This is a genomic window from Lentzea sp. NPDC005914 (genome assembly GCF_040629405.1).
GTDB lineage: Bacteria > Actinomycetota > Actinomycetes > Mycobacteriales > Pseudonocardiaceae > Lentzea.
Map to the genome: position 1 here is coordinate 167,917 of NZ_JBEXVQ010000006.1, position 13,427 is coordinate 181,343.

Annotated in this window: 14 protein-coding genes; 5 read left to right on the forward strand and 9 right to left on the reverse strand. The window is 68.4% G+C overall.

Features of this window, described 5'->3' with window-relative positions:
* The first annotated feature begins 16 nt into the window (after window positions 1–16).
* Complete coding sequence (locus ABZ345_RS10635) at window positions 17–1,129, forward strand: cytochrome P450 (protein ID WP_359845289.1); 1,113 nt, start codon at window positions 17–19, stop codon at window positions 1,127–1,129.
* Here ABZ345_RS10635 and ABZ345_RS10640 read toward each other — a convergent pair.
* Both ABZ345_RS10640 and ABZ345_RS10645 read right to left on the reverse strand, forming a co-directional pair.
* Window positions 1,116–2,246 carry a spermidine/putrescine ABC transporter substrate-binding protein gene (locus ABZ345_RS10640; RefSeq protein WP_359845292.1) on the reverse strand — a complete coding sequence of 377 codons (1,131 nt, stop codon included), beginning with the start codon at window positions 2,244–2,246 and terminating at the stop codon, window positions 1,116–1,118. The genes ABZ345_RS10635 and ABZ345_RS10640 overlap by 14 nt on opposite strands.
* Window positions 2,239–3,378 (reverse strand): ABC transporter ATP-binding protein, encoded by a 1,140-nt coding sequence (locus ABZ345_RS10645; protein ID WP_359845295.1) that lies wholly within the window; start codon window positions 3,376–3,378, stop codon window positions 2,239–2,241. Before ABZ345_RS10645 ends, ABZ345_RS10640 begins: the two co-directional genes overlap by 8 nt.
* A 155-nt stretch (window positions 3,379–3,533) precedes the next feature.
* On the opposite strand from ABZ345_RS10645, the gene ABZ345_RS10650 reads away from it, so the two are divergent.
* Window positions 3,534–3,791, forward strand: a complete 258-nt coding sequence (locus tag ABZ345_RS10650) for a DUF2631 domain-containing protein (protein WP_359845297.1) — start codon at window positions 3,534–3,536, stop codon at window positions 3,789–3,791.
* Here ABZ345_RS10650 and ABZ345_RS10655 read toward each other — a convergent pair.
* Window positions 3,788–4,687 carry an NADP-dependent oxidoreductase gene (locus ABZ345_RS10655; protein WP_359845300.1) on the reverse strand — a complete coding sequence of 300 codons (900 nt, stop codon included), beginning with the start codon at window positions 4,685–4,687 and terminating at the stop codon, window positions 3,788–3,790. The genes ABZ345_RS10650 and ABZ345_RS10655 overlap by 4 nt on opposite strands.
* Before the next feature lie 80 nt (window positions 4,688–4,767).
* Here ABZ345_RS10655 and ABZ345_RS10660 point away from each other — a divergent pair, with 80 nt between their 5' ends.
* The gene (locus ABZ345_RS10660; RefSeq protein WP_359845303.1) at window positions 4,768–5,154 is read left to right on the forward strand and encodes a helix-turn-helix domain-containing protein; all 387 of its coding nucleotides are present in this window, start codon (window positions 4,768–4,770) and stop codon (window positions 5,152–5,154) included.
* Here ABZ345_RS10660 and ABZ345_RS10665 read toward each other — a convergent pair.
* Both ABZ345_RS10665 and ABZ345_RS10670 read right to left on the reverse strand, forming a co-directional pair.
* On the reverse strand, window positions 5,141–6,664 hold the full coding sequence (locus ABZ345_RS10665; protein ID WP_359845306.1) for a serine/threonine-protein kinase: 1,524 nt from the start codon (window positions 6,662–6,664) through the stop codon (window positions 5,141–5,143). The two genes, ABZ345_RS10660 and ABZ345_RS10665, sit on opposite strands and share 14 nt — an antisense overlap.
* Entirely contained in the window at window positions 6,661–8,205 is a 1,545-nt protein-coding gene (locus ABZ345_RS10670) for a serine/threonine-protein kinase (protein ID WP_359845309.1), read from the reverse strand. The genes ABZ345_RS10665 and ABZ345_RS10670 overlap by 4 nt, the downstream gene beginning before the upstream one ends.
* Before the next feature lie 139 nt (window positions 8,206–8,344).
* Here ABZ345_RS10670 and ABZ345_RS10675 point away from each other — a divergent pair, with 139 nt between their 5' ends.
* Window positions 8,345–9,547 carry a ricin-type beta-trefoil lectin domain protein gene (locus tag ABZ345_RS10675; protein ID WP_359845312.1) on the forward strand — a complete coding sequence of 401 codons (1,203 nt, stop codon included), beginning with the start codon at window positions 8,345–8,347 and terminating at the stop codon, window positions 9,545–9,547.
* A 40-nt stretch (window positions 9,548–9,587) separates the two neighbouring features.
* On the opposite strand, the gene ABZ345_RS10680 is transcribed toward ABZ345_RS10675, so the two are convergent.
* Genes ABZ345_RS10680 through rlmN form a run of 3 tightly spaced genes read right to left on the reverse strand, consistent with a single transcriptional unit; the run spans window position 9,588 to window position 11,819 of the window.
* Complete coding sequence (locus tag ABZ345_RS10680; RefSeq protein WP_359845315.1) at window positions 9,588–10,019, reverse strand: hypothetical protein; 432 nt, start codon at window positions 10,017–10,019, stop codon at window positions 9,588–9,590.
* Between the two features lie 9 nt (window positions 10,020–10,028).
* Window positions 10,029–10,670, reverse strand: a complete 642-nt coding sequence (locus ABZ345_RS10685; protein ID WP_359845317.1) for a hypothetical protein — start codon at window positions 10,668–10,670, stop codon at window positions 10,029–10,031.
* Window positions 10,671–10,712: 42 nt separating this feature from the next.
* The gene (rlmN, locus tag ABZ345_RS10690) at window positions 10,713–11,819 is read right to left on the reverse strand and encodes a 23S rRNA (adenine(2503)-C(2))-methyltransferase RlmN (RefSeq protein ID WP_359845320.1); all 1,107 of its coding nucleotides are present in this window, start codon (window positions 11,817–11,819) and stop codon (window positions 10,713–10,715) included.
* Window positions 11,820–12,013: 194 nt separating this feature from the next.
* Here rlmN and ABZ345_RS10695 point away from each other — a divergent pair, with 194 nt between their 5' ends.
* Complete coding sequence (locus ABZ345_RS10695; RefSeq protein ID WP_359845323.1) at window positions 12,014–12,400, forward strand: PadR family transcriptional regulator; 387 nt, start codon at window positions 12,014–12,016, stop codon at window positions 12,398–12,400.
* A gap of 1 nt (window position 12,401) precedes the next feature.
* On the opposite strand, the gene ABZ345_RS10700 is transcribed toward ABZ345_RS10695, so the two are convergent.
* A complete protein-coding gene (locus tag ABZ345_RS10700) occupies window positions 12,402–13,376 on the reverse strand; it encodes an aldo/keto reductase (RefSeq protein ID WP_359845326.1) in 975 nt (324 codons plus the stop codon).
* Window positions 13,377–13,427: the final 51 nt, after the last annotated feature.

Here is a 13,427-nt window from a genome sequence, read left to right on the forward strand (position 1 = left end):
TCCAGGGGGTAATCCAATGTTCGAGAAGCTGACCGGTCATGAGGACCCACACCCGATCTACGAGCAGGTGCGCGCGCTAGGACCGTTGGTGCGCGAAGGCGCCGACTGGGTCACGACGAGCCACACGCTGTCCAACAAGATCCTGCGCGACCGGCGTTTCGGCGTCCAGTACACCGACGGCAGCTATCCGGGCGTCGCCGGCGTGCTGCCGCGGTCGTTCCTGGAGATGGACCCCCCGGAGCACACCAGACTGCGCAGGCTCGCCATGCCCGCGTTCAGCCCGAAGAAGATCGACGAGTACCGGGCGCGCGTCGAGAAGGTCGCCGAGTCACTCCTCGACGCCGACGAGTTCGACCTGATGACCGACTTCGCCTCGCCGCAGCCCATCGCGGTGATCAGCGACCTGCTCGGTATCCCCGACTCGGACACCGCCGAGTTCGCGGACTACGGCGCGCTCGTCGCCAGGTCGTTCGACACTGGCGTCACCCCGGAGATGGCGCACGCCAACGACCAGGTGCTCGCGCTGTTCGAACGGCTCATCGCCGAGCGCCGCACCCGGCCGGGCGACGACGTGATCAGCTCGCTGGTGGCGGCCGAGGCGGAGCAGAAGCTCACCGCGCAGGAAATGGTGGCCACGCTGGTGCTGCTGCTGGTCGCGGGGTTCGAGACCACGGTGAACCTCATCGGCAACGGCGCCCAGGCGCTGCTCGGCCACCCGGCGCAGTGGGTGCTGTTCAAGGCGAACCCCGAGCTCGCGCCGGACGTCGTCGAGGAGACGCTGCGCTGGGCGCCGCCGGTGCAGCTGACCGGCCGCATCGCCCACGAGCAGGTTGGCGAGGTCGGCCGGGACGAGATGGTGCACATCATCATCGGCGCCGCGAACCGCGACCCCGACGTCTATCCGGAGGCGCACAGGTTCGACGTCCTGCGGGTGCAGAAGCCGGAGCACCTCGCGTTCTCCAGCGGCATCCACTACTGCCTGGGCGCCACGCTCGCGCGCATGGAGGGCGAGGTGGCGTTGCGTGCGCTGGCTCGCCGGATGCCGGACCTGCGCCAGACCGGTCCGGTGACGTTCCGCGACTCCGTGGCGATCCGGGGGCTGAGGAGCTTCCCGGTCAGCCGGTCTTGACCTTCGTCCAGGCGTCCGCGTACAGCGCTTCGGCGTCGCCACCGAGATCTTTGGTGAACGGGAGCTTCTTCAGCTGTTCCTCCGGCGGGTAGACCACCGGGTCGTTCAGCAGGTCCTTGTCGATCAACGGCTTGGCGGCGGCGTTGGGGCTGCCGTACCGCACCGCGTTGGACAGCGCCGCACCCGTGTCCGCACCGAGGATGAAGTCGATGAACCGGTGCGCGTTCCCGGCGTGCGGCGCGTCCTTCGGGATGACCAGGAGGTCCACGTAGGACAGTCCGCCCTCGGCCGGGATGGCGTACCCGATGTCGTCGTTGGCCGCCTTGGCCTGGAACGCGTCACCGGAGTACGCCTGCGCCAGCCGCACCTGGCCCGAGGTCAGCGGTTCGATCACGTCGGAGGTGATCTGCCCGAGCTTCTTCTTCAACGACAGCAGGAAGTTGGCCGCGTCGTCGATCTGCCTCGCGTCGGTGGTGTTCGGGTCGTGGCCGAGCTTGAGCAGACCGAGGGCCAGGCCGTCGCGGGCCTCGTCGAGGATCGAGCTGCGCCCCTCGGCGTTCGGCAGGTCGTAGGCGTCGAACCCGGTGACGTCGCCGCCGATCTGCGACTTCGAGTACGCCAGACCCGTAGTGCCCCAAGCCCACGGCACGGAGTACCTGTTGCCGGGGTCGTAGTCGGCCTCGACGAACCGCTGTTCCAGGTTCGCGAGGTTCGGGATCGCGTCGTGGTCCAGCGGCTGCAGCAAGCCGGAACGCAGGAAGCGGCGCAGGAAGTTGTCGCTCGGCACCACCAGGTCGTAGCCCGCCTGGCCGGACGCGATCTTGGCTTCCATCTCGTCGTTGGTGGAGAAGTTGTCGTACGTGACCTCGATGCCGGAGAGCTGCTGGAAGCCCGGCAACGTCTCCGGCGCGATGTAGTCGGTCCAGTTGTAGAAGTTGAGCTTGGGCTCGTCCCGCAGGTTCGTGGCCTTGGCGGCACTCACACCGCCGCTGTCGGCCGGCGCCGGACCGACCGCGCAGGCCGCGAGCGCGAAGTAGGCCATCGAACCCAGCATCGCGCGCCGGGTCACCCTCGGGCTGTCTGTGTCCCACAGCCGGGCGATCCGGAGCTCAGCCATCGGAGGAGTCCAGCAGCACGGTGAACTCGGGGTCCCACGCCATCCGCACCGGCTGCCCCGGCGCGCCCGCGTCGTCGATGCGCTGGGCGTTCTGCACGAACGCCACCAACTCGCCGCCCGGGGTGTCGACGACGAACTGCGTGGAAACGCCCGTGTAGACGACGTCCTGGACCACGCCCTGCACCACACACCAGCCCGTCGGCGGTTCGGCGGTCTCGTTGAAGAGATGCACCTTCTCGGGACGCACGGTCGCGGCGACCTTCTGGCCGTGGCTGACGCTGCCGGAGAACTTCGCGCGCAGGTTCGTGGCTCCAGAGGCTCGCAGCGCGGCGAACTCGCCGTCCACACCGGACACTTCGGCGTCGAGGATGTTGGACGTGCCGATGAAGCCCGCGACGAACCGGGTGGCTGGCCGCTCGTAGACGTCCTCGGGGTAGCCGACCTGCTCGATCTTGCCCGCGTTCATCACGGCGATGCGGTGCGAGAGGACCAGCGCCTCTTCCTGGTCGTGCGTGACGTAGAGGAACGTCGTGCCGACCTCGCGCTGGATCCGCATGAGCTCGATCTGCAGCTCTTTGCGCAGCTTGGCGTCGAGGGCACCCAGCGGTTCGTCGAGCAGGAGCAACTGCGGTCCGGCGGCGAGCGCACGGGCGATGGCGACGCGCTGCTGCTGACCGCCGGACAGCTGCGTGGGCCTGCGCTTGGCGAACTGAGAAAGCCTCACCAGTTCAAGATGCTCGCCGACGCGCTTCTTCAACTCGTCGCCGCGGACCTTCTTGCGCTTGAGGCCGTAGGCGACGTTGTCCCACACCGACATGTGCGGGAACAGCGCGTAGGACTGGAAGACGGTGTTGACGTCCCGCCGGTACGGAGGGACGCCCACCATGTCGTTGCCGTCGAGCTCGATGCGGCCCTCGTCCGGGTCGACGAAGCCCGCGATCATGCGCAGGACAGTGGTCTTGCCGCAGCCGGACGGGCCGAGAACCGAGAAGAACTCGCCTTCGTGGACGTTCAGCGAGATGCCGTCGACCGCCACCTGGTCGGAGAAGCGCTTGCGCACCCCGTGGAGACCGATCTCGACGGGAGCGAACGTGTCCGGGGTGGAGCCCTCGGCGGGAGAGAAGCCGGTCAAGTCGAGGCGCCTTCAAAGATCGGACGGGTGGGGCGGCGCTGAGGGTATCGGCGCACGACCTCGCCCGTAAGTCGTGCGCGCGCGACCTCACACCTCCGTGCTCATGAACATGTGCGACGATGACCCGGTAATCCGGATGAGCAGTGGAGGAAACCGTGGCTTCGTCCTCGGAACTGGACAAGCGTCCTGCCGTCGACCCTCACGAGGAGCCGTCGCACGAGTGGGGCTGGCACGGCTCGTTCCACAAGGGCACGCGCATCGCCGGCTGGCTCTCCGCGGGCTTCTGCTTCCTGATGCTGATCGGCAACCACCACGGTCACACCGAGAACATCTACCTCGTCGCCACCGGCCTGGTCATCATCTCGCTGCTGGTGTGGGACGCCGCCCGTCGCAAGACGTCCTGGCGCCGTTAGAGCGTCTCGAGCACGATCTTGCCCTGGGTGCGGCCGGTCTCGCCCAGGGCATGTGCTTTTCCGGCGTCCTGCAGCGGGAACGTCGCGTCGACGTGAACCCTCAGCTCACCCGACTCTACGAGCGCGGTGATCGCCTCCAGTCCGGCGCGGTCGGGCTCGACCAGGATCGAGCTGATCCTGATGTCGTCCCGGCTCACGCCGTCCACTCCGGACGGGACGCCGACGAACAGGCCGCCGCTGCGCACCGCGTCCGGTGACGAGCCACCGACAAGATCCACGAGCACGTCGACGTCGTTCTTGTCGTAGTCGGCCTGCGTGTAGTCGATCACTTCGTCGGCACCGAGGTCCTTCAGGAACGCGTGCTTCGGTTCACGCGCGGTGCCGATGACGTACGCGCCGTGGGCCTTCGCGATCTGGACCGCGAGGTGGCCGACGCCGCCCGCCGCGGCCGTGATCAGCACCTTCTGGCCCGGCTGCACGTCGGCGGTGTCCTTGAGGATCTGCCACGCGGTGAGCGCGGCCAACGGCAGCGCGCCCGCCTCGACGTGGGTGAGGCTCTTCGGCTTGAGCGCGAAGTGCCTGCTCGGAGCTGTGACGTACTCGGCGTAGGCGCTCGCGGCGTGCGGGAAGCGCGGCATGCCGTAGACCTCGTCGCCCGGCTTGAGCGTGGTCACACCGAAGCCGACCTCCTCGACCACGCCGGAGACGTCCCAGCCGTTGATGAACGGGAAGCTCTGCAGGCCCGCCATGCCGCCGCCCTCGCGGGTCTTCCAGTCGACCGGGTTGACGCCGGCCGCGTGGACCCTGACCAGCACCTCCGTCGGAAGTGGGACCGGCTTGGGGACGTCGGAGAGGATGAGGGGGCCGCCGAACTCGTTCTGGATGATCGCTCGCATGCGCACAAGCTTGAGAGAGAAGGTCTCTTCTGGCAATCAGGCACTATCTTGTGCACTAGGTACCTGATAGAAACTATGGCGTGATCAGGGACGTTTACCTCAAGATGTGCCCGTGCCGCGGCCTGCTGGACATGGTCGCGTCGAAGTGGACGGCGTTGGCGATCGGAGCTCTGGAAGACGGGCCCATGCGGTTCGGTGAGCTTCGGCGGCGGTTGGACGGCGTCAGCCAGAAGATGCTCACGCAGACGTTGCGCACGTTGGAGCGCGATGGGCTCGTCACGCGCACGGTCTACCCCTCGGTGCCGTTGCGCGTCGAGTACGAGCTGACCGCGCTCGGTCGCAGCGTCACCGAGCCGCTCGCCGCGTTGCGGTCGTGGGCGCAGCAGAACTACGAGTCCGTCGCCGAGGCGCGGGAGATGTTCGACTCGGCCGAGCCGATCGGGCTGGAGCCCGCTACGGCCCGCTGAGCACCCAGCCGAGCTGACCGTCGAGGCGCCCGCCGCCGTCGCAGCTCTTGTCGAGCGCGTCGAAGTGCCTGGCGCCGTTGTCCCACGTGCAGCGGTAGAGCGGGATGACGTGCCCTTCCGCGGGCGGGGTGACGAAGATGTAGCCGAGCGTGCCGAACACCTCCTGCTTGTCGCACGAGGAGTCGACCGAGGTCATGTAGTCACCGGCCGTGCCGACCCGGCAGGCGAGCAGCTCGCGCGTGCCCGGCTCCTGCTCGGCGGCGACCCAGCCCGCCGGACCGTCCAGGGCGTTGAACTGCGAGGGCTTCTTGGCGAAGCCCTCCGCGGTCGTGAAGTAGTGCTTGCCGTCGTTCCAGCGGGTGAGCGCCCTGGTCTTGCGCTTCGGCTTCGGCGGCGCGTTCGTCGGCTGGGGCTGTGCCTGGGCCTGGCTCTGCTTCGGCGTGCTCGACGGCGTCTGGCTGGACGACTGACTGCTCGGCGCGGCTGAGCTGCTGCTGGGCGCGCTGCTCGACGTCTCGCTGGGCGCGGTTGTGGTCGTCGTGCTCGCGATGTCCTGCTGGGCGGCGGCGTTGCTCGGCTGGCCGGTGGGCCGCACGATCAGGAACGTGACGAGCGCGATCACCGCGACGGCCGCGACCGCCGCACCGGCGATCAGTCCGGGGCGGCGCTTCTTCGGTTCGTCGAAGTCGTCGCGGGTCGGCTGTTGGGGCGTCACATAGGTCGTGACGGGCTCGATGACGACCGTGCGTTCGGACGGCGCCCCGAGCTGGGCCCTGGTCTGGGCGGCGGTGAGGCGCTGGGCCGGGTCCTGGTGCAGCAGGCCCGTGATCACGTTCACGAGCGGGCCGCGGGCGCGCCGGATGACCGGTTCGTCGTACATGATCGCGTGCATGGTGGCCGCGGTCGTGTCCCTTTGGAACGGTGAGTGGCCCTCGATCGCGTGGAACATGGTGGCGCCCAACGCCCACAGGTCGCTCGCGGGCGACGGCTGCCTGCCCGCGAACAGTTCCGGCGCCATGTAGCCGGGCGAGCCCATGATGCCGCCGGTGGCCGTGAGCCCGGGGTCGTCCATCGCGCGGGCGATGCCGAAGTCGGTCAGCTTCACCGTGCCGTCGGAGGCGACCATGATGTTGCTGGGCTTGACGTCCCGATGCACGATGCCCGCCGCGTGGGCCGCTTCGAGCGCATTGAGCGTCTGCAGGCCGATGCTCGCGACCTCGTCCTCGGTGAACGTCCTGCGCGCCATGAGGTCGGTCAGCGTCGGCGCCTCGACCAGCTCCATCACGATGTACGTGACGCCGTTGTCGGTGATCACGTCGTGGATCGCGACGACGTTCGGGCTGTTCAGACGACCTGCGGTGCGGGCCTCGCTGAGCACGCGCTCGACCTCGTTCGTGCGCAGCTCCTTCAGGGCGACGCGGCGGCCGATGACCTGGTCCTCGGCGAGCCAGACCACACCCATGCCGCCGCGGCCGAGCTCGCGGATCGTGCGGTACCGGCCGGCGATCACGCGACCACCCAGCCCTGGCGGAACTCCTGCTTGTACCCCTCGCAAAGCTCGTCCAGCGAGTCGAAGTGATGACCACCCGCGTTGCAGCGGTACAGCGACACCGTGTTCACGTCCGCCGGCTGGGCGGTGAAGACGTAGCCCAGCGGGGTGACGTTGTAGATCCGCTGCCCCTCGCAGTTCGCCGAGGAGGAGGTCATGCGGTCCTCGGAGTTGTTGACCTGGCAGGAGTACAGCGGCTTCGTCGCTGACTCGGACTTCGCGAGCAGCTTGCCGAGGTAGCCGGGGTTCTCCTTGGTGAAGCCGTCCGGGACCTGCAGGTTCGAGGTGCCGCTGTAGTGCCAGCCGTTTCCGCTGCGGTAGCGGGAGAACGCGAGCGTCTCCCGCTGCGGCTTCGGCTGCGTCGTCTGCGCGGGCGGGTTCGGTTGCGGGGCCTGGCTCTGGGTGGGTTTCGGGCCGCTCGCCGCCTGACTGCTCGACGGAGCGCTGCTACTGCTGCTCGGCGAAGCGCTGCTGCTCGGCGCGCTGGAGGTCGTGGTCGTGCTCTGGGTGGTCTGCTCGCTCGAACCAGGACCCGGCTGCGCCGATGCCGTGCCCGGTGTCTGCGGTTTGAGGAGGAAGACGGCGGCGAGGGCGATCACCACGACCGCCGCCGTCGCGCCCGCGAAGATGCCGATCTTCTTGCGGGACTTGGGTTTCTGCAGCACGACCGTGGTCACCGGCTCAATGAAGACGGTCTGCTCGGACCGGGCCGGCGTGACCTGCGTCGTGCGGTCGCTCAGTCGTTCGCGGAGCTGGGGCGCGGTGAGGCGCTCGGCGTCGTCGTGGGTGAGCAGCGCCATGATCGTGGCGGCGAGCGGACCCTGGGTGCGCTGCAGCACCGGCTCCTCGTACATGATCGCGTGCATGGTGGCCGCGGTCGTGTCCCTTTGGAACGGTGCGCGGCCCTCGACGGCGTGGAACATGGTGGCGCCCAACGCCCACAGGTCGCTCGCGGGCGACGGCTGCCCGCCGGCGAACAGCTCCGGCGCCATGTAGCCGGGCGAGCCCATGATGCCGCCGGTCGCCGTGAGCCCCGGATCGTCCATCGCGCGGGCGATGCCGAAGTCAGCGAGCTTCACGCGTCCGTCGGAGAGCACCATGATGTTGCTGGGCTTGACGTCCCGGTGCACGATGCCCGCCGCATGGGCCGCTTCGAGCGCGTTGAGGGTCTGCAGGCCGATGTCCGCGACCTCGTCGTCGGTGAGGGTCCTGCGGGTCATGACCTCGGAGAGCGTCGGGGCCTCGACGAGCTCCATGACCAGGTACGTGACGCTGTCCTCGACGATGACGTCGTAGATGGCGACGACGTTGGGGCTGTTCAGGCGCCCTGCCGTGCGGGCTTCCCGCAGCACGCGCTCGGTCTCGGTGGTCCGCAGCTCCTTGAGCGCGACCTGGCGTCCGATGACCCGGTCCTCGGCGAGCCAGACGACCCCCATGCCGCCCCTGCCGAGCTCTCTGATCGTCGCGTATCTGCCCGCGACCAGCCTTGTCGCATCCCCCACGCGCGGCATGCTATCGGCACGGTCACGCCGACCGGTTTCCTGTCCGGTTCTGTCCGCTGACAGCGCGTGTCCGATTCACTACCGTCTCTATTGGTCTAGACCGCTTCCCTGTTCGTTGCACCTCAAGGCGGTCCCTGTCATGTCCTTTGGCGTGTTGATAGCGGCGTTGTCCCTGCTCAGTCCCATCGTGGACGACCTGCCGGGCGAGTTCCGGCTCCCTTCCTCCCCCGACGTCTCCATCCAGTCCGTCGTGTGCGACGGCGACGGTGTGAGCGGTAAGCGCGTTCAGGCGGTCTACGTGCGCGGCGACCAGTCCGCGGACCGGTACTCGCAGTTCGTGGGCCAGTTCCAGACGTTCGCCGACCAGATCGACAACACGTTCGTCGAGGCGGCCTCGCGTCTGGGCGGCGGCGTCCGGCACGTGCGCTTCGTGACCAACTCAGCGTGTCGTGCGTTCGTCGACAACGTTGTCGTGCCGCAGTCCGCGATGTCCTCGCCTTCCGCCATCGCCGACCAGCTGGCCGCGCGGGGTTACAACCGCACGGACCGGAAGTACCTGTTCTGGCACGACTCCGACGGCTGCGGCGTCGCCTGGGGCGCGCCGGGCGACGACCGTCCGGGCGCCGACAACGGCTACAACTCCGGACCTTCTTACGCCGCAGTGGGTACAGGCTGCTGGACGTGGCAGGCCAGCGGCCACGAGCTGCTGCACACGTTCGGCGCCGTGCAGCGTTCGGCGCCGCACTCCACGGCCTACGGTCACTGCTGGGACGACCAGGACATCATGTGTTACGACGACGGCGGCATCCCCTCGCCGCCCGGTGGCCTGGTGAACGTGTGCCCCGGAGCGCCGGAGAACCAGATCGACTGCGGTGGTGACGACTACTTCCACACGAACCCCGCCGCGGGTTCTTACCTGGCAACGCATTGGAACGTGGCGCGCAGCCAGTTCCTGGTGTCGTCAGGGTCTTCCGGCGGCGCGATCGTTGGCATCGGCGGGAAGTGCGTCGACGTCAACGGTTCCGGCACTGCGGACGGCACGGCTGTGCAACTGTGGACCTGCAACGGCACGGGCGCGCAGCAGTGGTCACGCTCCGGGGACACGGTGCGGGCCTTGGGAAAGTGCCTGGACGTCGCTGGTTCCGGCACTGCCAACGGAACTGTCGTGCAGCTGTGGGGTTGCAACGGCAGCGGCGCCCAGGTGTGGTCGCGCGTCGGGACCACGTTGCGCAATCCGCAGTCCGGCAAGTGTCTCGACGCTTCCGGTGGTTCGTCCGCTGACGGCACGCGCCTGATCATCTGGGCGTGTTCGGGCGGTGCCAACCAGAACTGGCAGCTCTGAGTTGTGTCGGTCCCCGCTCCTGTCCGAGCGGGGACCGTTCTCAGACGCAGACCCAGCAGTAGAGCCGTTCGTCCTTCTCCACCGCTGTTGCCGCAAGCTCTTTGAGCTGCCCCAACACGTCTTCGAGCACCTCCGCGTCGGACCCGCCCAGCTCCTCGATCCCGGCCCAGCGCACCGCCACCTCACCCAGCCCATCAGCCGCGGCGAGCCCGTCCCTGAGCTCGTCCGTGACCGTCAGAACCATCAGTTCGCCGCCGTGCTCGACTGCCACACCGCCGCCCGCTCGAGGATCCACGACGACCTCGTCGAAGGCGCGCCCGGTGAGCAACTCCTCCAGCTTCCCCAGCACGACAGCTGGGTCGAGCCCCTTGGCCGGCACCGTCGTGAACCCGTGTGCGGCGGGCCCACCGTCGATCACCGAAGCCGCCACTTCATCCGACGGCGCGGCGAAATAGTCGAACAGAACCCCCACGATGCCCCCTCAAGCGTGAACGCGATGCTTGTCGCAGTAGACCACGTGCATCCAGTTCCAGTTCTGCCGATCCTCGTTGATCTCGGCACAGCAGTGCGTCCCGGGGCTCTCGTGCATGTGCCGGGGACAGTCCTCGACCAGCTCCCGCAGCGCCTGTCCCCCGACCTCGAACGCAGGCCTGCTGCCGACCACGAACACGGTGTCGGCCACGATCTCGCCCCGCAGCAGATCCCGGTTGTCCTTGTGGCGCAACCGACGGTAGTCGGGTTCCCGCTGAAACCCTTGGCACACAACGGTGTGCGGCCGCCCGCCGCGCAACCTGGCCCGCACCTGCTTCCACCTGGACAGCCGGAACCCGAGGCTGTGGTGCGCCAGCACCAGATCCAGCAACGGCCCCGCGCTCCAACGGCACTCGACATCGCTCTGCCGCAACGGCAGGTACACCAACGTCCGCGGTGACCGCATGGCGAACTCCCAGGCCATGGCGATGGTGAGCGCGGACGCCTTGTCCACACTCGCCTCGACGCCCATGTACCCCTCGTACAGCGGCGCGTGCGACAGCGGCTGGGCCGGCTGCACCACTCGGTACTCGTCGCGACCCAGCCTGACCGTGCTGACGAGCGTGCGCCAGCGTTCCCCCTCGAGTTTCATCGCGGGAGACGGTAGAAGGCGTGACGTGAACGCTCTAGCGAATTAGCCCTCTGCGGCGAGCTGACCGCAGGCCGCCGCGATCTCCTGCCCGCGCGTGTCCCGCACGGTGCACTCGACACCCTGCTCTCGGACACGCCGCACGAACTCCCGCTCCACCGGCTTCGGCGACGCGTCCCACTTGCTGCCCGGCGTCGGGTTCAGCGGGATCAGGTTCACGTGCACCAACTGCCCGAGGTACTTGCGCAGCTTCTTGCCCAGCAGGTCCGCACGCCAGCCCTGGTCGTTGATGTCCCGGATCAGCGCGTACTCGATGCTGACACGACGGCCGGTCTGGTCCGCGTACCCGCGCGCCGCCTCCAACACCTCGGAGACGTCCCAGCGCGTGTTGACGGGCACCAGCGTGTTCCGCAGCTCGTCGTCCGGGGTGTGCAGCGACACCGCGAGCCTGACCTGCAACTTCTCCTCGGTCAGCTTCTTGATCGCGGGCACCAGGCCGACCGTCGAGACCGTGACCGTGCGCTGCGAGATGCCCAGGCCGTCGGGCGCGGGGGCCGTGATGCGGTGGACGGCCTCGATCACGCGCTTGTAGTTCGCGAGCGGCTCGCCCATGCCCATGAAGACGATGTTGGAGAGCCTTCCCGGCCCGCCAGGGATCTCCCCGTCGCGCATGGCCGCGGCGCCCAGGCGGACCTGGTCCACGATCTCCGCGGTCGACAGGTTGCGCTGCAGGCCGCCCTGGCCGGTCGCGCAGAACGGGCACGCCATGCCGCAGCCGGCCTGCGACGAGATGCACAGCGTCGCGCGGTCCGGGTAGCGCATCAGCACGGACTCGATAAGCGTGCCGTCATGCGCGCGCAGCAGCGTCTTGGCCGTGGTCCCCTCGTCGGTTGTGACCTTGCGCACGACCGTGAACAACGGCGGCATCAGGTCGGCGACGAGCTTGTCCCGCGTGGCGGCCGGGATGTCGGTCATCTCCGCCGGGTCGACCGTCAGGCGGCTGAAGTAGTGGTTCGACAGCTGCTTGGCGCGGAACGGCTTTTCACCAAGGGCCTCAACGGCTTCGGCACGTTCAACAGGCGACAGGTCGACGAGGTGGCGCGGCGGCAGGCCGCGCTTGGGCGCGTCGAAGACAAGGGGAAGCGAAGTCATAGCACATCTAGTGTCCCACGAACTTCGCAACCACAAGACCGTTGCATCGCGATAGGTTCCGATATATCGTTAGCGACATGATGATGAGACCACACCACAGAGAGCACCACCACAGGCATCGCCACGGACCCTTCGGGGGCGGTGGCAGGGGCGGCCGCCAGAGGCGCGGCAACGTCCGGGCGGCGGTTCTGTCCTTGCTGGCAGAACGGCCGATGCACGGCTACGAGATCATTCAGGAGATCGCCAGGCGCACCGGCGGCGTGTGGAGCCCGAGCCCCGGCTCGGTCTACCCGACGCTGCAGATGCTCGCCGACGAAGGCCTCATCTCCTCGGAGGAAGAAGGAGGCAAGAAGCTGTTCACAGTCACCGACCACGGCAGGACGGAGCACACGGCCCCGCCCTGGCGCGACATCGACATCCAGCTCGACCCGGCCGACGGCGAGCTGCGGTCCGCGGTCCGGCTGCTCGGCAGCGCGATGGAGCAGATCTCGCACGCGGGCACGCCGGAGCAGAAGACTCGCGCCGCCGAGCTCTACAACGAGCTGCGGCGCAAGCTCTACGCCATCCTCGCCGAGGAGTGACCTACCACCGGTCGTGCACGTGCGGCCGGATCAGCTCGTCGTACACGGCGGCGACGGCCTTCTCGTCCACCGGCTCCAGGTCAGCGGCCTGCGCGTTCGCCCGCGCCTGCTCCACGTTGCGAGCACCGGGAATCACGACCGTGACACCGGGCTGGTCGACGATCCACCGCAGCGCGAACTGCGCCATCGTGGCACCCTGCGGCACGAGCGGCCGGAGCCGTTCCACCGCTTCCAGCCCGACCTCGTAGGGGACCCCGGAGAAGGTCTCGCCGACGTCGAACGCCTCGCCGTTGCGGTTGTAGTTGCGGTGATCATCCGCGCCGAAAGTCGTTGCCTTGTCGTACTTCCCGGTCAGCATCCCGGACGCGAGCGGCACCCGCGCGATGATCGCGACACCCGCTTCAGCCGCTGCGGGCAGCACCTCTTCCAGAGGCTTGAGCCGGAACGCGTTCAGGATGATCTGCACGCTGGCCACGTGCGGCCTCCGGATCGCGGCGAGCGCCTCCTCGACCTTCTCCACCGACACGCCATAAGCAGCAATCCGTTGCTGCTCAACCATTTCGTCCAGGGTGTCGAACACCTCGTCCCGGCTGTAGACCGGCGTGGGCGGACAGTGCAGCTGCACGAGGTCCAACGTGTCGACACCCAGATTGCGGCGGCTCCGGTCGTTCCACGCGAGGAAGTTCTCCCGGCTGTACCCCTCCGTGGTCTGCGCCGGCAGCCGCCGCCCCATCTTCGTGGCGACGAAGACGTCGTCCTGGCGCTCCTTGAGGAACCGCCCGACGAGGCTCTCGCTGCGCCCGTCGCCGTACACGTCCGCGGTGTCGAAGAAGTCGACACCCGTGTCGGCGGCGGCGTGCAGCAACGCGAGCGCCTCGCTCTCGTCCACCTCGCCCCAGTCGGCGCCGAGCTGCCAGCACCCGAGCCCGACGACGCCGACCTGGCGGTTCAACCTGCCTGCGATTCGCTTCTCCACGAACCAAAGCCTAGTCCGCGCAGAAGCACATGGCCTCGGCGCGGACCGCAG

Coding starts and splice junctions, on each gene's coding strand:
- ABZ345_RS10635 (WP_359845289.1), top strand. CDS start 17: ATGTTCGAGAAGCTGACCGGTCATGAGGACCCACACCCGATCTACGAG.
- ABZ345_RS10640 (WP_359845292.1), bottom strand. CDS start 2,246: ATGGCTGAGCTCCGGATCGCCCGGCTGTGGGACACAGACAGCCCGAGG.
- ABZ345_RS10655 (WP_359845300.1), bottom strand. CDS start 4,687: ATGCGAGCGATCATCCAGAACGAGTTCGGCGGCCCCCTCATCCTCTCC.
- ABZ345_RS10675 (WP_359845312.1), top strand. CDS start 8,345: ATGTCCTTTGGCGTGTTGATAGCGGCGTTGTCCCTGCTCAGTCCCATC.
- ABZ345_RS10685 (WP_359845317.1), bottom strand. CDS start 10,670: ATGAAACTCGAGGGGGAACGCTGGCGCACGCTCGTCAGCACGGTCAGG.
- rlmN (WP_359845320.1), bottom strand. CDS start 11,819: ATGACTTCGCTTCCCCTTGTCTTCGACGCGCCCAAGCGCGGCCTGCCG.